At 71.9% G+C, this 20,386-nt stretch carries 21 protein-coding genes and 1 tRNA gene; 9 read left to right on the forward strand and 13 right to left on the reverse strand.

Annotated elements, in window-relative coordinates; genetic code table 11:
* Positions 1-77: 77 nt before the first annotated feature.
* Positions 78-1,160 carry a DUF2332 family protein gene (locus ACY3FI_RS14230; protein ID WP_462548229.1) on the reverse strand — a complete coding sequence of 361 codons (1,083 nt, stop codon included), beginning with the start codon at positions 1,158-1,160 and terminating at the stop codon, positions 78-80.
* On the reverse strand, positions 1,157-1,624 hold the full coding sequence (locus ACY3FI_RS14235) for a GNAT family N-acetyltransferase (protein ID WP_462548231.1): 468 nt from the start codon (positions 1,622-1,624) through the stop codon (positions 1,157-1,159). Before ACY3FI_RS14235 ends, ACY3FI_RS14230 begins: the two co-directional genes overlap by 4 nt.
* 64 nt (positions 1,625-1,688) lie before the next feature.
* On the opposite strand from ACY3FI_RS14235, the gene msrB reads away from it, so the two are divergent.
* On the forward strand, positions 1,689-2,090 hold the full coding sequence (msrB, locus tag ACY3FI_RS14240) for a peptide-methionine (R)-S-oxide reductase MsrB (RefSeq protein ID WP_462548232.1): 402 nt from the start codon (positions 1,689-1,691) through the stop codon (positions 2,088-2,090).
* 33 nt (positions 2,091-2,123) lie between these two features.
* Positions 2,124-2,196: transfer RNA gene (locus tag ACY3FI_RS14245), tRNA-Thr, on the forward strand.
* A gap of 237 nt (positions 2,197-2,433) precedes the next feature.
* Here ACY3FI_RS14245 and ACY3FI_RS14250 read toward each other — a convergent pair.
* Complete coding sequence (locus ACY3FI_RS14250) at positions 2,434-3,465, reverse strand: aldo/keto reductase (protein WP_462548234.1); 1,032 nt, start codon at positions 3,463-3,465, stop codon at positions 2,434-2,436.
* 201 nt (positions 3,466-3,666) lie between these two features.
* Positions 3,667-4,458, reverse strand: a complete 792-nt coding sequence (locus tag ACY3FI_RS14255) for an alpha/beta fold hydrolase (protein WP_462548236.1) — start codon at positions 4,456-4,458, stop codon at positions 3,667-3,669.
* Positions 4,459-4,492: 34 nt separating this feature from the next.
* Between ACY3FI_RS14255 and ACY3FI_RS14260 the strand changes: the two genes are divergently transcribed.
* Positions 4,493-5,266 carry an NAD(P)H-hydrate epimerase gene (locus ACY3FI_RS14260; RefSeq protein WP_462548238.1) on the forward strand — a complete coding sequence of 258 codons (774 nt, stop codon included), beginning with the start codon at positions 4,493-4,495 and terminating at the stop codon, positions 5,264-5,266.
* Between the two features lie 13 nt (positions 5,267-5,279).
* On the opposite strand, the gene ACY3FI_RS14265 is transcribed toward ACY3FI_RS14260, so the two are convergent.
* Positions 5,280-6,221, reverse strand: a complete 942-nt coding sequence (locus ACY3FI_RS14265; RefSeq protein ID WP_462548240.1) for a 2-deoxy-5-keto-D-gluconate 6-phosphate aldolase domain-containing protein — start codon at positions 6,219-6,221, stop codon at positions 5,280-5,282.
* A gap of 104 nt (positions 6,222-6,325) precedes the next feature.
* Between ACY3FI_RS14265 and ypfJ the strand changes: the two genes are divergently transcribed.
* Positions 6,326-7,231: a KPN_02809 family neutral zinc metallopeptidase gene (gene ypfJ / locus ACY3FI_RS14270; RefSeq protein WP_462548242.1), complete on the forward strand. Its 906-nt coding sequence runs from the start codon at positions 6,326-6,328 to the stop codon at positions 7,229-7,231.
* 40 nt (positions 7,232-7,271) lie between these two features.
* Here ypfJ and ACY3FI_RS14275 read toward each other — a convergent pair whose 3' ends face one another.
* Positions 7,272-8,210 (reverse strand): DsbA family protein, encoded by a 939-nt coding sequence (locus tag ACY3FI_RS14275; RefSeq protein WP_462548244.1) that lies wholly within the window; start codon positions 8,208-8,210, stop codon positions 7,272-7,274.
* Between the two features lie 241 nt (positions 8,211-8,451).
* On the opposite strand from ACY3FI_RS14275, the gene ACY3FI_RS14280 reads away from it, so the two are divergent.
* Both ACY3FI_RS14280 and ACY3FI_RS14285 read left to right on the forward strand, forming a co-directional pair.
* Positions 8,452-9,552, forward strand: a complete 1,101-nt coding sequence (locus ACY3FI_RS14280; protein ID WP_462548245.1) for an ABC transporter ATP-binding protein — start codon at positions 8,452-8,454, stop codon at positions 9,550-9,552.
* Positions 9,553-9,638: 86 nt separating this feature from the next.
* Positions 9,639-10,943 (forward strand): DUF4032 domain-containing protein, encoded by a 1,305-nt coding sequence (locus ACY3FI_RS14285; protein ID WP_462548247.1) that lies wholly within the window; start codon positions 9,639-9,641, stop codon positions 10,941-10,943.
* Positions 10,944-11,194: 251 nt separating this feature from the next.
* On the opposite strand, the gene rlmB is transcribed toward ACY3FI_RS14285, so the two are convergent.
* From rlmB to ACY3FI_RS14305, 4 genes are read right to left on the reverse strand one after another with little or no spacing between them, the layout of a single operon-like run.
* Complete coding sequence (gene rlmB / locus ACY3FI_RS14290) at positions 11,195-12,205, reverse strand: 23S rRNA (guanosine(2251)-2'-O)-methyltransferase RlmB (protein ID WP_462548249.1); 1,011 nt, start codon at positions 12,203-12,205, stop codon at positions 11,195-11,197.
* A 28-nt stretch (positions 12,206-12,233) separates the two neighbouring features.
* Positions 12,234-13,643 (reverse strand): cysteine--tRNA ligase, encoded by a 1,410-nt coding sequence (cysS, locus tag ACY3FI_RS14295; protein WP_462548251.1) that lies wholly within the window; start codon positions 13,641-13,643, stop codon positions 12,234-12,236.
* Between the two features lie 9 nt (positions 13,644-13,652).
* Positions 13,653-14,879, reverse strand: a complete 1,227-nt coding sequence (gene ispD / locus ACY3FI_RS14300; RefSeq protein WP_462548253.1) for a 2-C-methyl-D-erythritol 4-phosphate cytidylyltransferase — start codon at positions 14,877-14,879, stop codon at positions 13,653-13,655.
* Between the two features lie 49 nt (positions 14,880-14,928).
* Positions 14,929-15,411, reverse strand: a complete 483-nt coding sequence (locus tag ACY3FI_RS14305; protein ID WP_462548255.1) for a CarD family transcriptional regulator — start codon at positions 15,409-15,411, stop codon at positions 14,929-14,931.
* 142 nt (positions 15,412-15,553) lie between these two features.
* Between ACY3FI_RS14305 and ACY3FI_RS14310 the strand changes: the two genes are divergently transcribed.
* Positions 15,554-16,213 (forward strand): hypothetical protein, encoded by a 660-nt coding sequence (locus ACY3FI_RS14310; RefSeq protein WP_462548257.1) that lies wholly within the window; start codon positions 15,554-15,556, stop codon positions 16,211-16,213.
* Positions 16,214-16,322: 109 nt separating this feature from the next.
* On the opposite strand, the gene ACY3FI_RS14315 is transcribed toward ACY3FI_RS14310, so the two are convergent.
* Both ACY3FI_RS14315 and ACY3FI_RS14320 read right to left on the reverse strand, forming a co-directional pair.
* The gene (locus ACY3FI_RS14315; protein ID WP_462548259.1) at positions 16,323-17,003 is read right to left on the reverse strand and encodes a response regulator; all 681 of its coding nucleotides are present in this window, start codon (positions 17,001-17,003) and stop codon (positions 16,323-16,325) included.
* Complete coding sequence (locus tag ACY3FI_RS14320; protein WP_462548261.1) at positions 17,000-18,166, reverse strand: sensor histidine kinase; 1,167 nt, start codon at positions 18,164-18,166, stop codon at positions 17,000-17,002. The genes ACY3FI_RS14315 and ACY3FI_RS14320 overlap by 4 nt, the downstream gene beginning before the upstream one ends.
* Before the next feature lie 157 nt (positions 18,167-18,323).
* Between ACY3FI_RS14320 and phoU the strand changes: the two genes are divergently transcribed.
* Positions 18,324-18,995: a phosphate signaling complex protein PhoU gene (gene phoU, locus ACY3FI_RS14325; protein ID WP_462548263.1), complete on the forward strand. Its 672-nt coding sequence runs from the start codon at positions 18,324-18,326 to the stop codon at positions 18,993-18,995.
* 22 nt (positions 18,996-19,017) lie between these two features.
* Positions 19,018-19,566, forward strand: a complete 549-nt coding sequence (locus ACY3FI_RS14330) for a P-loop nucleotide/nucleoside kinase family protein (protein WP_462548265.1) — start codon at positions 19,018-19,020, stop codon at positions 19,564-19,566.
* Between the two features lie 65 nt (positions 19,567-19,631).
* Here ACY3FI_RS14330 and ACY3FI_RS14335 read toward each other — a convergent pair whose 3' ends face one another.
* The gene (locus tag ACY3FI_RS14335) at positions 19,632-20,378 is read right to left on the reverse strand and encodes a phosphoglyceromutase (RefSeq protein WP_462548267.1); all 747 of its coding nucleotides are present in this window, start codon (positions 20,376-20,378) and stop codon (positions 19,632-19,634) included.
* Positions 20,379-20,386: the final 8 nt, after the last annotated feature.

The following is a 20,386-nucleotide window of genomic DNA, read 5'->3' on the forward strand; positions in this document are numbered from 1 at the left end:
CGGTAACGGGTCTCGCACATCGTAGGGGTGTGACGGGGCCGCACCCTGGCACGCCGCTGGACTGTCGCGAACACCGGTCACAGGTTCGGTTCGCGGAACCACCGCACCCGTGTGCCGAAGGGGTCGGAGACGGCGAGGGCGGTCCCGTCGAGCGAGAGCGTCGCGAAGGCGTCCGGGTCGTTCGGGTCCACGTCGCCGGGCAGCGTCTCCGCGACGCCCGCCAGGATCCCCGTCCGTTCGAGGGCGATCCAGTGCACCCCGCGCTCCCGGAGCCGGTCGACCACCCGCTGCCGACCCACGCCCGGCACGTAGACGAGGGTCCCGGTGGTCATCACCACCGGCTCGACGTGGTCCGGCAGGGCGTCGAGTGCGCGGTCGAGGTCACCCGGCAGCGCTCCCCTGATCCGGACGGGAGGCGCGGCTCGCGTCGCCAGCGCCGCCTCGCGCATCAGGGCGGTCCGGTCCGTCGCCTCGGGCGGGACGGCCTCGACCAGCCGGTCGAACGCCCCGTGCTCGGCCAGGTCGATCGGGTTCGGGTCGAGGGCGACCCGCGCGCCGATCCGGATCGGGGTCGCACGCGGCGCGGGCACCACGCCGGAGACCGCGACCGTGAGGTGCACCGACGGCTCGGCGACCGCCGTGTGCACCCGGACGCGCTCGGGTCGCACCCCGCCGCGCACGTCGCGCCCCGCGGCACCGGGGTGCGGCGCCGGCAGCGGGGTGCGACCGGGCGTGCGGGCGGCGTCGGTGAGGACGTGGTCGAGCGTCACGTGGTCCGGGACCGAGCAGAGCCCGGCGGCTGCTCCCGCGTCGACGAGCCCCAGCGGACGCTCGGTCGCGGCGGCGAGCGCCTGCAGGACCGGCACGACCGGACCGAGGCGACGCGGGTCGTTGGCCTGCACCGTGGCGGTGGCGAGGGCCGCGACCAGGGCGGGGCGCGCCTCCAGGCCGACCGCGCGGAGCGCATCCGGGTCCGCAGGGTCCGCACCGAAGCGCCGGGCGACCGCGAAGAACAGCTCGGGCTGCCGCTGCTGCTCCGGGACCGCGTCGAGGAGCGCGACGAGGTCGTCGTCGAGCGACCGCGCCCACGCGGCGTACGACGGCGAGACCGCGGCGATGCGGTCGGCGTACGCGGCGTAGCGCGCCCGGGTGTCGGTCACGGGCGGTACATGCCGACGTGGCGGATGCCGGCCTCGTCGTAGGGCGACCCGAAGCGGACGAAGCCGTGCCGTTCGTAGAGTGCTGCGACGTACTCCTGGGCGTGCAGGACGAACGGGTCGTGCCCGTGTGCCTCGAGCACCGCGGCGACGAGTCGACCGGCGATCCCCTGCCCGCGGTGGTCCGGGTGCGTGGCGACCCGGCCGATCACCCACGCCGGTGGCACGCCACCCTCGGGGTGGGGCTCGCCCGGCGCCGGGCGGATCAGCCGCAGGTACCCGACCGGATCGGCGTCCGCTCCGAACCACCAGTGCTCCGTGTCCGCCTCGCGGTCGCGGCCGTCGAAGTCCACGCCGGTGACCCGCTGTTCGAGCGCGAACACGCGGTTCCGGAGGACGACGATGCCGTACAGTTCGTCCGTCGTCAGACGGTCCCAGCGGGCGTGGTGCACGGAATGCTCGGACATCGTCGCGAGTTTACTGAGGTGGCCGGGTGCCCCGTCGAAGCCCGGCCGGAAGCAGGAGGAACACATGACGTACAACGTCGACAAGTCCGACGCCCAGTGGCGCGAGGAGCTCTCCCCGGACCAGTACGCCGTCCTCCGGCAGGCCGGTACGGAGCGCCCGTGGACCGGTGAGCTCCTCGACGAGGAGCGTGCCGGTGTCTACACGTGTGCGGCGTGCGGCAAGGAGCTGTTCAAGAGCGGTACGAAGTTCGACTCCGGCTGCGGCTGGCCGTCCTTCTACGAGTCGGTCGACCCGGACGCCGTGCAGCTCATCGAGGACAAGTCCCTCGGCATGGTCCGTACCGAGGTCCGCTGCGCGAACTGTGGCTCGCACCTCGGGCACGTGTTCCCGGACGGCTTCGGCACGCCGACCGGTGACCGCTACTGCATGAACTCCATCTCGCTGAACTTCGAGGCGAAGGAGTGACCCCGGACGCGCCCCGGTAGAGTGGGCGCGTCCGCCGGCATGGCGCAATTGGTAGCGCACCGTACTTGTAATACGGGGGTTGCGGGTTCGAGTCCCGCTGCCGGCCCCGCAGGACCATCCGGTCCGAGAGATCGAGAGCCCGGGCGAGGGGATCGCCCGGGCTCTCGGCGCGAGTGGAACACGGATCAGGGGTGTTCCCGGCGCTCGACGCGGTAACCAGCCGGTCGTGCAGCGATCGTGACACCCCGCCCGGCGTGGTGTCCAGGGATCGTCCGATCCTCGCGGAAAGCCGCAGCGCGAGGACAGCCGCCGCTCAGCACGGCTGCCCTCGCTGTGATGCTGCTCAGCGACCGCCCGTGATCTTGCGCTCCCGCTGCGCGACACCCGCGGTGCCGTACGGGTAGTCGTCGATGCGCGGCGCGCTGGCGTCGGTCAGCGTCCGGAGCTCGTCCTCGGTCAGCACGAGGTCGGCAGCACCGAGGTTGTCCTCGAGCTGCGAGACCGTGCGGGCACCGAGGATGACGCTCGTGACGGCGGGTCGGGCGAGCAGCCAGGCGAGGGCGACCTGCGACTTCGAGGCGCCGTGCGCGTCCGCGACGGCGGACACCGCGTCGAGGACGGCCCAGGTGCGCTCGTCGGAGTTCCGGGCCTCCCACGCCTCCATGCCGCGCTGCGGGTTCTCGCCGAGCCGGGTCGCGCCGCTCGGGGCCTGGTCGCGCTGGTACTTGCCGGACAGCCAGCCGCCGGCGAGGGGCGACCAGGGCAGCAGGCCGATGCCGGCGTCGAGGCACGCGGGCACGACCTCGTGCTCGATGTCGCGGACGAGCAGGTTGTACTGCGGCTGCAGCGTCACCGGCGGCACCCAGCCGTGGGCCTTCGCCTCGTAGACGGCCTTCGTGACCTGGTAGCCGAGGTAGTTCGAGAAGCCGTAGGTGCCGATCTTGCCCGCGGAGACGGCGTCGTCGAGGAAGCGCAGGGTCTCCTCGATCGGCGTCAGGGCGTCCCACGCGTGCATCTGGTAGAGATCGATGTGGTCGACGCCGAGGCGCTCGAGCGAGGCGTCGAGGGCGACGCGGAGGTGCCGCCGCGAGAGGCCGAGGTCGTTCGGACCGTCGCCCTGCGGGAAGCGTCCCTTCGTGGCGAGGACGACCTGCTGCGCTTCGGTGGGGTGGGCGGCGAGCCAGCGGCCGATGATCCGCTCGGACTCGTTGCCCGAGTACACGTCGGCCGTGTCGACGAGGGTGCCGCCGGCTGCGACGAAGGCGTCGAGGATCTGGTGGGAGGTGGGTTCGTCGGCTTCGCTGCCGAACGTCATGGTGCCGAGGGTCAGCGTCGACACCGATGTCCCGCTGTTGCCGAGGAGTCTGTAGTCCATGGGCGGCACGGTACGCCCGGCCACCGCGACCCGAGGGGACCCGCGAGTACCTGTCAGCGCACCTCGGACAGGAACGCGATCGCCGCCTGCCGGAAGTCACGCGACGTCGGGGCGCCGAACCGTGTCACCGCGTGGTTGCGCCCCCGAGGAAGGCGATCGCGGCCTGTCGGAACGCACGCGACGTCGGGGCGCCGAACCGGGTCACCGCGTGGTTGCGCCCCCGAGGAACGCGATCGCGGCCTGTCGGAACGCACGCGACGTCGGGGCGTTGAAGTGGTTGCGACCCGGGATCTCGAAGAACCGCGCGTCCGGCGCCGCCTCGGCCAGCCGCACCGCGCTGTCCTTGATGCCGTCCTCGCTGCCGGCCGCCATGAGCACGGGCTGCCCCGGCGCGTTCGCGGGCGTCGGCTCGATGCTGTTCCGCATCCCCTCGACCATCGCGACGAGGGCGGCGAGGTCGTTCCCCTCGACGCCCGCCGCCATCGTCAGGTACCCGTTCGTCACGCGGTCCTCGACCGGGGTGCCGTCGGCGATGTACGCCTTCGCCTGGTCGACCCGCACGCGCCGCATCGGGTCGGCGTCCGGGATCCCGCCGAAGACCGCGCGCGAGATCCGGTCCGGCAGGCGTTCGGCGGTGTGCCAGCCGACGCGTGCACCGAGGGAGTACCCGAGGAACGCGACGTCGTCGAGCAGGTAGGTGTCGACGACGGTGGTCACGTCGGCGACGAGGTGGTCCATCGAGTAGGCGCCCGGGTCGTGCGGCTTGGCGCTGCGCCCGTGGCCGCGCTGGTCGAGGGCGAGGACGCGGTAGCCCGCCCGGACGAGGTCACGGGTCCAGCCGGCCTGGTGCCAGTTGAGCAGTGCGCCGGAGGCGAAGCCGTGCACGGCGAGGACCACGGGGGCGTCCGGGTCGCCGAAGTCGTAGGTGGCGAGGGGCAGCCCGTCCGGGGACATCACGACACGGGGGCGGGGCGCTTCGGGGACGAGTGACATGTCGCCTCCAGGCTACCGGGGCAGGGTGGGTGGCATGGACGGCTACGGCGGCGACCAGATCCGGGCGGCAGAACGACCGCACCTCGACGCGGGGGAACCGCTCATGCAGCGGGCGGCGGACGGCTTGGCCCGCATCGTCGCGGGACTCCTCGACGACCCGGCCGTCCGACCGGGTGACGGACCGGGCTCGGTCCTGGTGCTGGCCGGCAGCGGCGACAACGGCGGCGACGCCCTGTTCGCCGCGGCGCGGCTCGCATCGGACGGGAGGCGCGTGGCGGTGCTCCGCGTCGGCTCACGCGTCCACGGGGCGGGCCTGGCAGCGGCGCTGGACGCCGGTGCGCGCCTCCTGGACGGCGGCCCGACCGACCCCGGGGCGGGCCGGGCGGACGCGGGGGCGGCGGACGTGCTCCGGGCCGCGGTGCCCGGCGACGGCGAGCGCCTCGCCGCCGTCGCGAGCGAGGCCGCGGCGGAGGCCGACCTGGTGCTCGACGGGATCCTCGGCATCGGGGTGCACGGCGCGTCCGCGCTCCGCTCCCCCGCGCGCGAGGTGGTCGACGCGATCCGCGAGCTGGCGCGCGACCAGCGCGCACCGTTCGTCGTCGCGGTCGACGTACCGAGCGGCATCGACGTCGACACCGGCGGTGTCGCCGACGAGCACGTGCTGCACGCCGACGTCACGGTCACGTTCGGCGGGGTGAAGGCCGGGCTGCTCACCGGTCCGGGCGCGACGCTCGCCGGTCGCATCGAGCTCGTCGACGTCGGGATCGGCGCGGACCTCGCGGCGACGGAGCCGCTGATCCGCACCTGACCACGACGACCCGTCAGACGGCGCCGGCGTCCACCCCGTGCTCGACGTCGGGACGCGCCTCGAGCCAGGTGTCGACGAAGTGCCGGTAGTTCGCGGCGATGAGCGACTCCGCGGCCTCGGTGTCGAGGTGCTCGCGGACGACGTCCTCGAGCGCCTCTTCCCAGTTGCTCCGGCCGATCGCGAACCCGACGAACCCGTCGACCGGTGCGGCGGTCCGCAGCCAGTGGTCGAGCTGCTCCTCCGGGGCGTCACGGCCGAGGACGATGCACTGCACGGCGTCCCGACCACCGCGCCGGGCGGTGGCGACCACGCGTTCGGCGTCCTCACGGCGGTCGAGGCCCTCGAGCTTCCAGACGTCGGCCTCGACCCCGTGGTCCTGCAGGTACTCGAGCACCTGCACGACGAGGTCCGGCCGGAGGTCGCGGTCGTAGTCCTCGACGGATGCCTGCTGCTCGTCGGTGCCCGGCACGAGGAGTTCGACGAGGAAGGTGCGCCCGGCGTCGTGCAGCGCGGTCGCGACGGCGGCGAGGTCGGCGGCCTGCTGCGCGCGGCGCTCCCGGTCGAACGCCGGGTTGTCGCGGACGAGCACCTTCACGTAGTCGGGGTCGAACGCGTCGACGTGGGCGAGCCAGTCGTCGCCGTACTCGAGCTCGAACCACTCGCGGCCGGAGCGCTCGATCGGCATCGCGAGGCGGAGTCCGGCCTCCGTCACGAGGCGGGCGACGTCGGCGCCGTAGCGCTCGTCGACGAGGACGCCGGTGCGCTCCCGCGAGGCCCCGCCGGCGAGCGCCGTGAGCAGCCCGCGGTAGACCAGCTGCTTGCCGGCGCGGACGCGTTCCGCCTCGGCCTCGTCCTGCGGCTCGCCGTCGGACTCGTCGTACGTGTGCTCCAGGAGCGAGGACCGCTGGTCCATCGCGAGGAGGAAGAGGGGGTGCTGTTCATCGAGGTCGGCCATGCCGTCCATGCTGCTCGCCCCCGCTCGGTCGCGTCTCAGAGCGCGCGGTCCAGCAGACGCGGTGCGCCCGCACCTCCCCGGCGCCGCGTCCGTACGGTGGTCGCATGACCTTCAACGATGACTCCCAGCTCTCCGGCGGGAAGGTGAAGCGCCGCGGGCGGACGGCTGCGATCGCGGGCGGCGGCGGCGTGGGTGTCGTCGCGATCGTCGCGCTGCTCGTGACCGTGTTCACGGGGGGCAACGTCGATCTCACGTCCCTGCTCGGCAGCGGTGGCGGGGGTCTCACGCAGATCCAGCAGCAGGGCGAAGCGGTCGACGCAGCCCCCGAGTGCCGCACCGGCGAGGACGCGAACAAGTCCGTCGACTGTCGGATGGAGGGCGCGGCCGAGTCGCTCGACGCCTACTGGACGGCCGAGGCCCGGCAGCTCGGGATCTCCTACCGTTCGCCGGACTTCTACCTGTTCGACGGTTCGACCGACACCTCCTGCGGGCAGGCGTCCGCGTCCACCGGCCCGTTCTACTGCCCGCCGGACCGGGCGATCTACCTCGACACCGCGTTCTACGACGACCTGCAGTCCCGCTACGGCTCGTCCGGCGGGCCGCTCGCGCAGATGTACGTCGTCGCGCACGAGTGGGGCCACCACGTCCAGCAGCTGCAGGGCTCGTTCGCGAACACCGACCGCTCGGGTACCGGTGCGTCGTCGGGCAGCGTGCGGGTCGAGCTGCAGGCGGACTGCTACGCGGGAGCCTGGGTCGGTGACGCCGCGACGACGAAGGACGCGGACGGCCGCACCTTCTTCGAGCCGATCACCCGGTCGGAGATCGACGACGCACTCTCGGCAGCGAGCGCGGTCGGCGACGACAGCATCCAGGAGCGCGCCACCGGTCGGGTCGACCCGGACTCGTTCACGCACGGCACGAGCGAGCAGCGGCAGCGCTGGTTCCTGCAGGGCTACCAGCGGGGAGCGACCAGCTGCGACACGTTCAGCGTGCCGGGATCGTCGCTCTGACGGGACCGTCGCGCTGACGGGACCGTCGCTCGGACGGACCTCAGCGCGCCGAGGCGCTGGCCGACGGCTTCGGCTTCGGGGTGCTCGACGGGGTCGGCGTCGGCGTCGGCGTGGAGTCGGTCGAGCCGGCGGCCGAGACCACGAACGTGCGGAAGTCGTCGTTCGTGATCGGGTCGGTCAGCTCGTAGCGCTGTCCGTTCACGAGCACGAGGGGTGTGCCGGGGAACTCCTCGAGCGACGAGCCCGGGATGTCCCCACCGGTGACCGAGGACGTGCGCTCGTCGACCCACTTCGCGAAGGTCTGGTCCCCGATGCACTTCCGGATCGCCGAGCGGTCGCGGAGGCCGTCGACCCCGGTGACGACGCGGGTGAGCTGCGCGTCGGTGAGGCCGGTCGTGCCCTCCTCGGGCTGTCGGGCGAAGAGCGCCTGGTTCACCGCGAGGAACTGCGCGGGCGACCGGTCCGCCACGCAGGCGGCCGCGTTCGCCGCGCGGAGCGAGTACTTGGTGCCCTGCGACCGGTTCGTGAGGATCGCGACCGGGTGGACGTCGACCGTCGCGGCGCCGGACTCGACGAGGTTCTGGATGTACTCGCCGTTCGCCTTCTCGAACGCGCCGCACGTGGGGCAGAGGTAGTCGACGTACAGCGTGATCTGCACGGCACCGGCTGCGTCGGTGGCACCCGCCGAGGGAGACGCCGACGCGGTCGACGACTGCCGGAGGTCGTCCTGGCCGATCGTGATGCCGCCCTGCGACATGTTGGCGGGACCGGGCCCCGCGGGCTGCGTCGAGTCGACCAGCACGAGCGTGACCACCGTCGCCGCGGCGAGCAGGACGACGCCGAGCCCGATCTGCAGCCCGAGGCGCACACCGCGCTGCCGACGCTTCTGCTGCGCACGACGTCGCTGGGCCCGCTGTCTGGCGGCTTCGCGGCGCTCGTTCCGCGCGGCGCGGGCATCACCCTCGGGGCGGTTGGTCATCGAGTGGTCCTCCTGGTTCGGCGGCGTCCGACCTGCCTCCCCCCGAACGGCCGACGGACCCGTCGATCGTAGTGGGGCGCTCTGGGAACCACCCAACCAGCCGGACCGCACTGGCGCTTCCCCGGGAAGTCGTGTTGTATGAGCACCGATGGTCGACGGCGACCATCCGGGGCCCTCAGGGCAACCGCTTCACTCGGATCGTCCGGCACGTACCTGCCGGTGAAGGAAGGACCGAACGCTCATGGCGTCCGTCACCTACGACAAGGCAACCCGTCTCTACCCGGGCGGCAACCGCCCCGCTGTCGACTCGCTCGACCTGGACGTCGCCGACGGCGAGTTCCTCGTCCTCGTCGGCCCCTCCGGCTGCGGCAAGTCGACCTCCCTGCGCATGCTCGCCGGCCTCGAAGAGGTCAACTCCGGCGCCATCCGCATCGGCGACCGCGACGTCACCGACGTCCCGCCGAAGGACCGCGACATCGCGATGGTCTTCCAGAACTACGCGCTGTACCCGCACATGACCGTCGCCGAGAACATGGGCTTCGCGCTCAAGATCGCCGGTGTCGGCAAGGAAGAGCGCGCCACCCGCGTGCAGGAGGCCGCCAAGCTCCTCGACCTCGAGCAGTACCTCGGCCGCAAGCCGAAGGCGCTCTCCGGTGGTCAGCGTCAGCGCGTCGCGATGGGTCGCGCGATCGTCCGTCAGCCGCAGGTGTTCCTCATGGACGAGCCGCTGTCGAACCTCGACGCCAAGCTCCGCGTGCAGACCCGCACGCAGATCGCGTCGCTGCAGCGTCGCCTCGGCGTCACCACGGTCTACGTCACGCACGACCAGACCGAGGCCCTCACCATGGGCGACCGCATCGCGGTGCTCAAGGACGGCATCCTGCAGCAGGTCGGCAGCCCCCGCGACCTCTACGAGAAGCCGAACAACGTGTTCGTCGCCGGCTTCATCGGTTCGCCGGCCATGAACCTCCTGCCGGCCGACGTGGTCGAGGGCGGCATCCGCTTCGGTTCGCTCAACCACCCGATCGACCGCGACACGCTGTCGAACGCCCGCTCCGGCTCCATCACGGTCGGCATCCGCCCCGAGGACGTCATCGTGTCGGCCTCGGGCGAGGGCCTGCCCGTCACGGTCGACGTGGTCGAGGAGCTCGGTGCCGACGGCTACCTCTACGGTCACGCCGACGTCAACGGCCAGCGCGCCGACATCGTCGCCCGTGTCGACGGTCGTTCGCACCCGTCGATCGGTGACACCATCGTGATCGCGCCGAAGCAGGGCCACGTCCACGCATTCGACACCGAGTCGGGCGAGCGCCTCGACGACAAGGCCGTCGCCAGCGTCTGACGCTGGACGAACCGGACAGGAGGCGCGGTGCCAGCTGGCACCGCGCCTCCTGTCTGTCAGACCACCCGCACCAACAGGAGCCAACCGTGCCCGACTCCCTGTCCATCACCGCAGCCACCGTCGACCCGGGTCTGCTCGACCTCCCGTGGGACCTGCCGCTCGAGGACTGGCCCGACGACGTGATCGTCGCGCTGCCGAAGGGCATCTCGCGGCACCTCGTGCGGTTCGTGCACCTGAGCGGGTACGTCGCCGCTGTGAAGGAGACCGGCGAGGAGGTCGCGCGCAGCGAGTACGAGATGCTCCGCACCCTGCAGCGCATGGACGTGCCGTGCGTCGACCCCGTCGCGGTCATCACGAACCGTGTCGACGAACACGGCGAGCCCCTGCACCCCGTGCTCGTCACCCGGCACCTGCGCTTCTCGCTCCCGTACCGCGCGTTGTACTCGCAGACGCTGCGTCCGGAGACCGCCACCCGTCTCGTCGACGCCCTGGCGCTCCTGCTCGTCCGGCTGCACGTCATCGGGTTCTACTGGGGTGACGTGTCCCTGTCGAACACCCTGTTCCGCCGCGACGCCGGGTCGTTCGCGGCGTACCTCGTGGACGCCGAGACCGGCAAGCTCTACCCCGGCGGCCTGTCGAACGGGCAGCGGGAGAACGACCTCGAGGTCGCGCGCGTGAACATCGCCGGCGAGCTCCTCGACCTCGAGGCCGGCGGTCGGCTCGACGAGAACGCCGACGCGGTCGACGTGTCGAACCGGATCGTGGCGCAGTACCGGACGCTGTGGAAGGAGCTGACCGGCACCGAGCAGTTCGACATCAAGGAGCGCTGGCGGATCAACGACCGTGTGGAGCGCCTCAACGCCCTGGGGTTCGACATCGAGGAGCTGTCGATCCACACCACCGAGGGCGGCTCGCAGGTCCGGATCCAGCCCAAGGTCGTCGACGCCGGGCACCACCAGCGCCGGCTGCTCCGTCTGACCGGGCTCGACGCCGGCGAGAACCAGGCGCGACGGCTGCTCAACGACCTCGACGCCTACCGCGCGCGCAACGGTCGCGACCAGCTCGACGAGGAGATGGTGGCGCACGAGTGGGTGTCCCGCGTGTTCGAGCCCGTCGTGCGCTCGATCCCCCGTGACCTCCGCGGGAGGCTCGAACCGGCTGAGGTGTTCCACGAGCTGCTCGAGCACCGCTGGTACATGTCGCAGCAGGAGGAGCGCGCGGTCTCGCTCCCCGAGGCGACGACCGCGTACATCAACGACGTGCTGCGCCACCGCCGCGACGAGCGGCTGCTCATCAACCCGCCGACGTCGTCGATGACGCTCCCGATCCCCGTCGTCGACGAGGACGAGGACGAGTCCGACGACGTCGAGGACTGGCGCGCCTCGGTCTAGACCGCACGCCTGCCCAGCCGGGCCCTGCCCCGCCCCGCCCGACCCCGCCCCGCCCCGCCGAGCCCCGCCGAGCCCCGCCCCGCCGAGCGGGCAACATCCGTCACACTCGGCGCAGCCGGGCGTCAGGTCGTGTCCGCTCGACGACACGCACGCGGCGTGTCCTGCTCGCTCGCGGACGCACAGGAGGCGCGGTGCCGGTCCCTGGGACCGGCACCGCGCCTCCTGTGCGTGCGTCTGGCGTCGTCGGTCGGCTACTCCGCGCGACGGCGGCGGGCGACCTCCCACAGGGTCACGCTCGCCGCGATGCCCGCGTTGAGGGACTCCGTCGCGCTCGAGATCGGGATCGACACGATCGCGTCGCACGTCTCGGTGACGAGGCGCGACAGGCCCTTGCCCTCGGACCCCACCACGATGACGATCGGGCGGTCGGCGAGCTGGAGCTCGTCGAGCTGCACGTCCCCGTCGCCCGCGAGCCCGAGGACGAACAGCCCCATCGACTTCAGGGACTTGAGGGTCTGCGTGAGGTTCGGCGCCATCGCGACGGGTGTCCGGGCAGCGGCACCAGCAGAGGTCTTCCACGCGCTCGCGGTCACGCCGACCGAGCGGCGCTGGGGCACGATCACGCCGTGCCCGCCGAATGCGGCGGTGGAGCGGATGATCGCGCCGAGGTTGCGCGGGTCGGTGATGCCGTCGAGGGCGACCATGAGCGGCACCTCGTCCTTGGCGAACGCGCGCTCGACGACCTCCTCGGCCACTGCGTACTCGTACGCCGGCACCTTGAGCGCGACGCCCTGGTGCACGCTGTCGTGCCCGGTGATGCGGTCGAGCTCCGGACGCATGATCTCCATGATGGGCACGCCGCGGTGGTTGGCGAGCGCGAGGATCTCCTTCACGCGGTCGTCCACCTCGATGCGCGACGCGATGTAGAGCGTCGTCGACGGGGTCTTCGTCCGGAGCGCCTCGAGCACCGAGTTCCGGCCCGTGACGAGCTCGGAGTCGTCGGTCTTCCGCGCCGGCGGGCGGCTGCTGCGCTGCTGCGGTGCGCTGGAGGCGCCGTGGCGACCGCGCGCCGCGTCGAGGCGGTCCTTCGCTGCCTTGCGCTTGCCGGCCGGGTGGTACGGACGGTCTTCGGCCTTCGGCGTGGGCTTGCGACCCTCGAGCGCCTGCGCGCCCTGGCCGCCGGAGCCGACCTGCTTGTTGCCCTTGCGACCGGAACGGACCGCGCCGGGGCGGCCCTTCTTGTTCCCCGAGACGTTCTTCATTGCTCTCTCCTGTCCGGCACGGCCGTTGTCAGGCGATGCTCCAGCGTGTACCTGCTGCGGTGTCCTCGATGGTGATGCCCGCGGCGGCGAGGTCGTCCCGCACGCGGTCGGCCGTGGCGAAGTCGCGTGCCGCCCGTGCGTCTGCACGTTCCTGCACGAGTCGTTCGACCAGCGCTGCGAGCGGTGCTGCCGAGGCGTCCTGGCCGCCGCCCGACCAGTGGGCGGCCCGCGGGTCGATGCCGAGCACCTCCACCATCGCGGCCACCTGATGGTACGCGGTTCCGAGCGCTTCCGCATCGTCCGCGTCCAGGGCGGCGTTGCCGGCGCGCACGGTGTCGTGCAGCACAGCGAGGGCCTGGGGCACGGAGAGGTCGTCGTCCATGGCCGCAGCGAACGCGTCGGGCACGGTCGGGGCATCGCGCAGGACGACCCCCTCGAGCCGCGGTTCGGCACGGTCGAGGAAGCCCGCGATCCGGTCGTACGCCGCCTCGGCCTCGGCCAGGGAGCCGTCGTGGTGGTCGATCGACGAGCGGTAGTGGGCGGCGCCGAGGAAGTACCGCACCACCGCGGGACGAGCCGCCCCGAGGAACTCGGCGGCGAAGATCGAGTTGCCGAGCGACTTCGACATCTTCTGCCCGTCGACCGTCACGAGGCCGTTGTGCAGCCAGTACGAAGCGAACGGGTCCCCCGCCGCGGTCGACTGCGCGAGCTCGTTCTCGTGGTGCGGGAACCGGAGGTCGAGCCCGCCGCCGTGGATGTCGAACGCCGGGCCGAGGTAGCGCCGCGACATCGCGGAGCACTCGATGTGCCAGCCGGGGCGCCCCGGACCCCAGGGCGAGTCCCAGTTCGCGGTCTCGGGTTCGCCGGGCTTCGCGCCCTTCCAGAGCGCGAAGTCCCGCGGGTCGCGCTTGCCGCGGGGGTCGGCGTCGGCGGCTTCGACCATGTCCTCGCGACGCTGCCGGGTGAGTGCGCCGTAGGACACCCAGCTGCCGGTGTCGAAGTAGACGTCGCCGCTGCCGTCCGCCGCGGCGTAGGCGTGCCCGCGGTCGATCAGCCGCTGGATGATGTCGTGCATCTGCGGCACGCTCGCGGTGGCACGGGGCTCGTACGTCGGCGGCAGGATGCCGAGCGCGGCGTACGCGGCGGTGAACTCGAGCTCGACGCGGTAGGCACGCGCGAACCACTCCTCGTCGGTGCCCGCCGCCAGGTCGAGCACCTTGTCGTCGATGTCGGTGACGTTGCGCACGAGCGTGACCCGCAGACCGCGGTACGTCAGCCAGCGCCGCCAGATGTCGTAGACCAGCGCCGACCGGAGGTGCCCGATGTGCGGCGAGGACTGCACCGTCGGCCCGCAGACGTACATGCTGACCTGTCCGTCGACCCGCGGTTCGAGGTCGACGACGGCAGCGGCACGGGAGTCGTAGAGGCGCACGGTCACGCCCTCAGCCTAGGACGTGCGAACCGTCGTGCGACGGACCGTCGCCGTCGCGATCGCCGCGAGTCCATCGCCGCGGCCCGTGAACCCGAGGCCGTCCGTCGTCGTGCCGGACACCGCCACCGGTGCACCCACGACCGCGGCCAGCGCGTCCTGCATCTCCGTACGCCGACCGCCGATGCGCGGCCGGTTGCCGATCACCTGCACCGTCACCCCGGTCGGCACGAGCCCGGCCTCGGCGAGCAGGGCCACCGCACCCCGGACGAAGACGTCACCCGATGCGCCCGCGTACGCCGGGTCGGAGGTGCCGAAGCGGCCGCCGATGTCGCCGAGCCCACCCGCCGAGAGCAGGGCGTCGCAGACCGCGTGTGCGACCGCGTCGCCGTCGCTGTGCCCGGAGAGCCCGGCCTCGCCCGGGAAGTCGAGCAGCCCGACGCGGCAGGGCGCGGCCGGGTCGAAGGCGTGCACGTCGACGCCGAGCCCGACCCGGACGTCCGCGGCTCCGGCCCCGGCCCCGGCGGCAGGAGCAGCCCCGGAGGCGTCGTCGGCCGGTCGGTCCGCGCGGGAGGCCACGATGGCCTCGGCGCGCGCGAGGTCCCAGCGCGTGGTGATCTTGAACGCGTCGGCGTCGCCCGGCACCGTGTGCACCGTGCCCCCGGCCGCCTGGAACACCCCGGCGTCATCGGTCTCGGACTGCTGGGACACCGCGTAGGCGCCTCGGAGCGCGGCGAGCGGGAACACCTGCGGCGTCTGCACCCCGACGAGCGCCGAGCGGTCCACGGTCTCGACGACCACGCCGTCCTCGACGCGCTTCACGGTGTCCGTCACGGGCAGCGCGGGCACGGCGCCGGCATCGGCAGCGCGTGCGGAGGCGAAGACGGCCTCGAACTGCGCCGCCGGTGTCAGGCAGCGCGCGGCGTCGTGCACGCCCACCCACGCCACGCCCGCGGGCACGGCGTCGAGGCCGGCGAGGACGGACGCGTGCCGGTCCGCGCCGCCGGGCACGACCGCGGTGAGGTCGACCGCGGGTCCGGCCACCGCCGCCACCAGGGCACGGCACTCGTCGAGCCGTCCGGCCGGCGCGACGACGACCAGCGCGGTCGGCTCGGCGAGGGTGAACACCGTCCGGATCGCGCGGGTCAGCATCAGCTCCCCGGCGACCGGCACGAAGGCCTTCGCGTCACCGATGCCGAGGCGGGTGCCGGAGCCGGCCGCGACGACGACGACCGCCCTGCTCACCCGGTCGGGGAGCAGAGCGGTCGTCGTGGTGTCCAGTGCTACGGACGGGCTAGGAGGCGAGGACCTCGTCGAGGACGGTCGATGCCCGGTCCTCGTCGGTCTTCTCGGCCAGCGCCAGTTCGGAGATGAGGATCTGCCGCGCCTTGGCGAGCATCCGCTTCTCACCCGCGGAGAGACCGCGGTCCTGATCGCGGCGCCAGAGGTCGCGCACGACCTCGGAGACCTTGATCACGTCACCCGAGGCGAGCTTCTCGAGGTTCGCCTTGTAGCGGCGGGACCAGTTCGTGGGCTCCTCGGTGAACGGGGCACGCAGGACCTCGAACACCTTGTCGAGGCCTTCCTTGCCGATCACGTCGCGGACTCCGACCAGGTCGACGTTGTCCGCCGGCACCTCGATCGTCAGGTCACCCTGGGTGACCCGCAGCTTCAGGTAGACCTTTTCCTCGCCCTTGATGACGCGCGTCTTGACTTCAGAGATGGTTGCCGCCCCGTGATGGGGGTAGACGACGGTCTCGCCGACCTCGAATTGCATGTATCAGGCTCCGTTCCGAGACCCCCAGTTTACCACAAGCCCTCCTGGGGTAAGGGGTGCCTGACCTCGGCCCTCCCCGCGCTTCGCTAGGATGGTCCCGTCGGACCGATCGGTCCGCGTCGTGATCTTCCGGAGGAATCTCTTGCGAGCTCGGGTACTCGTGTCCGTCGCCGTTGCGGCAACCATCGCGTTCGGCGCGACCGGCTGCGAGTTCCTCTCGCCCGCGCACACGAAGGACATCAAGCAGATCACGGACGGCGTGAACGTGTCGACCGGCAAGATCGACATCCGCAACGCGCTGCTCATCGCAGACACGTCCGAGGGCGCCCGCTTCATCGGCACCTTCATCAACACGAGCGCGGAGGACGACTACACGGTCTCCGTCGAGGTCGGCGGCGACACCCAGACGGTGGACGTCCCGGCGAACTCGCACGTGGACCTCGGCCAGGCCGCTGCCCCGTCCGAGCAGGCGACCGCCGGTACCGAGGTCGGCGACACCACGCAGGGCTCGAACCCGGCCCCGTCGTCCGAGGTCGTCTTCGACGACGCCGACGTCACGCCCGGCTCGCTCGTGAAGGTCTACTTCTCGTACTCGGGAGCCGAGGGCGTCTCGGCGAGCGTCCCGGTCCTCACCAGCGCGCTCGAGGAGTACTCGACGCTGGCACCGAGCCCGACGCCGAGCAGCACCGCGACCAGCCCCTCGGAGAGCGGTGCGCAGCCGACCGGCGAGGCCGGTGTCCCCGGCACGCAGCCGAGCGACTCGCAGACCGACTCGTCCGTGGGCGACAACGGCACCAACTAGGTCCGGCGCGCACGGCGCGACCACCGACACCACACGCAACGCACCGGAGGCCCGGTGCCGGTCCCGAGACCGGCACCGGGCCTCCAGTCCGTTGCGCCCAGGGCGCGCGTCAGCCCTCGATGCGGTACCCGAGTCCGCGGACGGTCACCAGGATCTCCGGCGTGCTCGGCACGCGCTCGATCTTCGAGCGGATGCGCTTGATGTGCACGTCGAGCGTCTTCGTGTCGCCGAAGTAGTCGGACCCCCACACGCGGTCGATGAGCTGCCCGCGAGTGAGGACCCGCCCGGCGTTGCGGAGCAGCAGCTCGAGCAGCTCGAACTCCTTCAGCGGCATCGGCGTCTCCGACCCGTCGACCGACACCGTGTGGCGTTCGACGTCCATCCGGATGCCGCCGACCTGCAGGATGCCGCTGTCCGCCGGGTCGTCCTCGGTGCGTCGACGGAGGACGGCGCGGATGCGGGCGAGGAGCTCGCGGGTCGAGTACGGCTTCGTGACGTAGTCGTCCGCGCCGAGCTCGAGCCCGACCACGATGTCCACCTCGGAGTCCTTCGCCGTCAGCATGATGATCGGGACGTTCGACCGCGTGCGGATCTGCCGGCACACCTCGGTGCCGCTCAGCCCGGGCAGCATGAGGTCCAGCAGCACGAGGTCGGGGTTCTCGGTGTCGAACTTCGACAGCGCGGTCACGCCGTCCGCGGCGACGCACGTCTCGTACCCCTCGCGCTGCAGCAGGAACTCCAGGGGCTCGCTCAGGGCCGGCTCGTCGTCGACGATGAGGATCTTGGTCACGATGGCTGCTCTTCCAGTTGCTCTTCGAGTGCGGTGGTCAGTTCCGTGTCCGCCTCGGGCAGGCGGATGGTGAAGGTCGAACCCTTGCCGGGCTGCGACCAGACGCGGACGTCGCCGCCGTGGTTGCCCACGACGTGCTTGACGATCGCGAGTCCGAGGCCGGTGCCGCCGGTGGCGCGGGACCGGGCGGGATCGACGCGGTAGAAGCGCTCGAACACGCGGTCGAGGTCCGCCTCCGGGATGCCGACGCCCTGGTCGGTGACGGCGATCTCGACGAAGCCCTTCGCGGACCGGACGCCGATGCCGACGCGGGTGTGGTCCGGCGAGTACTTCACCGCGTTGGCGATGAGGTTCGACACGGCGACCTGCAGCAGGCCGGGGTCGCCCATCACGCGGAGCTTCGTCTTCTTCGCCCGGACGAGCTCGATGTCGCGGGCACGGGCGACGACCTCGTTCGCGTCGGCGGCGGCCTGCACGATCTTGTCGATCGACGTCTCCTCGCTGTTCTCCAGCGCGTCCACGGACTGCAGGCGGGACAGCTCGATGATGTCCTTCGTCAGCGCGGCCAGGCGCTCCGACTCCGTCACGAGCTGCGCGGCGAACCGTCTCACGTGCTGCGGCTCGTCGGCGGCGGCCACGAGGGTCTCGGAGAGCAGGCCGATCGCGCCGATCGGCGTCTTCAGCTCGTGCGAGATGTTCGCGACGAAGTCCCGCCGGACCTCGTCGATGCGCCGGCTCTCGGTCAGGTCGTCCGCGGTGAGGAGGACGTACCGGTTGCCAAGCTGTGCCGCCCGGAAGCTCAGGTAGCCCACGAGCTCGCCGCCACGGCCACGGGGCAGCTCCAGGTCCTCGCTGCTCATCTCCCCGCTCCGACGCACCCGGTCGACCAGCTCCGCGAGCTCGTGGTGCACGAGCTTCCGGCGCACCACCAGGCCGACCGTCAGCGCCTGCGGCGAGGCGGCGACGACCGTGTTCGAGGGGTCGACGACCACGGCCGGGTTGTGCATCGTGGCGATGACCGCCGCGACGCCGTCCGGGAGGGTGCGCTCCGCGACGTCCGCGGCACGGGCCGTCCGTTCGGCGGTGATGATCAGCACCACGACGCCCGCGCCGAACACCCCGCCGAGGAGCATCGACAGTGGCACGAGCCACGCGTTGTCCATGCCGCCAGTGTAGGGACGGTCATGCGGGGTTCGGACGCCGTTCACCCGCCGTGGCCGCTGTTCCGGCGCGGGATCGTGAAGCGTTCAGCCGCACGTCACCGTTCGTTCACCTGGGCTGACGACACTCGTCCGGTACGCATCAGAGAGGCCATCCCCCATGCGCGAAGTCTTCCAGCAGGAACTCCAGGACGTCCAGGAGCGACTGACCGAGATCGCCGGACTCGTCGAGTCCGCCATCACCCGTGCCACCCAGGCCTTCAGCGAGTCGGACGTCGCACTCGCCGAGGAGGTCATCGCCGACGACGCCAAGATCGACCAGGCGGCGAACAGTCTCGACGAGATCGCGATCGACATCCTCGCCCGGCAGGCGCCGGTGGCCCGCGACCTCCGCGTCGTCGTGACCGCCCTGCGCGTCAGCTCCTCGCTCGAGCGGATGGGCGACATGGCCGAGCACATCGCCCAGCTCGCCCGCCAGCGCTTCCCCGAGAAGGTCGTGCCGAAGGGACTGCGCCCCACGTTCAAGCAGATGGGCGCGCACGACGTGCAGATGGCCCAGAAGCTGACGCGCCTCCTCGCGACCGAGGACATCGCCCTGGCTGCGGAGATCCGCGACGAGGACGACGCCGTCGACGAGCTGCACGCGAGCGTCTTCGACTTCGTGCTCGGGGAGACGTGGAAGGGGAACCCGATCGACACCGTCGACGCGACCCTCGCCTCGCGGTACCACGAGCGCTTCGCCGACCACGCGGTGTCGATCGCGAAGAAGGTCGAGTACCTGGCGACGGGCGACTGGGCCGGCGCGTCCTCGGTGACGGTCTCCCCCGCCTGACGGGTTCTGACAGGATCGGGGCATGGCTCAGGTCGCGATCGTCGTCAACGGGATGCCCGGTTCGGGCAAGAGCACGATCGGGGCGGCCCTCGCCGAGGTCCTCGGGTGCCCGTTCCTGTCGAAGGACCGCATCAAGGAACCGCTCGCCGACCTCGTCGGCCCGATGATCCCGTCCCGCGAGCTCGGCGGGATCGCCATGGACACCATGTGGTCGATGGCGCGGGCCGTCGAGAACGGGGTCGTCCTCGACGCCGTCTGGCTGCCGTCCCGTGACCGCGACCGACTGGAGGCGCAGCTCGCCGCCGCCGGGTCGCCTCGCGTCGTCGAGGTCTGGTGCGACGTCGACCGCGCCACCGCCGAGGAACGGCTGCGGGACCGCTACGACCCGGGCACCGTGCCGGTGCGCCACGCGGTGCACGGCGAGTACACGGACATCGTCGCGTTCTGGGACGAGCACGGTGCCGACGCGCAGCCGGTCGGACTGCCGGGCGTCCCGGTCGTGCGCGTCGACACGACCGAGGAGTACGACGTCGGGGCCCTCGTGCAGGAGATCGCGTCGCACTTCGTCTGACTCAGCGGCTCCACGGACACACGAACGCCCCGCCGGCCACCGGCGGGGCGTTCGTCGTGCTGGTGCTACTTCTTGGCGCCCTGTGCGGCGACCGCGGCCGCGCCGGCGGCAGCGGCCTCGGGGTCGAGGTAGTACGCCGGCTTCGTCGGACGGTGCTCGTCGTCGAGCTCGTACACGAGCGGGATGCCCGTCGGGATGTTGAGGCCCGCGATGTCGTCGTCGGAGATGCCGTCGAGGTGCTTCACGAGCGCCCGCAGCGAGTTGCCGTGCGCGGTCACGAGGACCGTCTTGCCGGCGGCGAGGTCCACCGTGATGTCCGACTCCCAGTAGGGCAGCAGACGGTCGATGACGAGCTTGAGCGACTCGGTGCGGGGCAGCTGGTCACCGAGGTCGGCGTAGCGGCGGTCGCCCGCCTGGGACCACTCGGCGTCGTCCGCGATGGGGGGCGGCGGCACGTCGAACGAACGACGCCACTCCATGAACTGCTGCTCGCCGTACTGCTCGAGCGTCTGGGCCTTGTCCTTGCCCTGCAGGTCGCCGTAGTGCCGCTCGTTGAGGCGCCAGTCGCGCTTCACCGGCAGCCACGCCAGGTCGGCCTCGAGCAGCGCGATGTCGGCGGTCTGGATCGCGCGGGTGAGGAGCGAGGTGTAGAGGACGTCCGGGACGATGCCGGACCCGGCGATGAGCTCGCCGGCGCGCTTCGCCTCCTTCTCGCCCAGCTCGCTGAGCCGGACGTCGACCCAACCGGTGAACAGGTTCTTCTGGTTCCAGTCACTGTTGCCGTGACGGAGCAGGACGAGCGTGGAGGTCATGCCCCGAT

The organism is Curtobacterium sp. RM9, assembly GCF_054956955.1.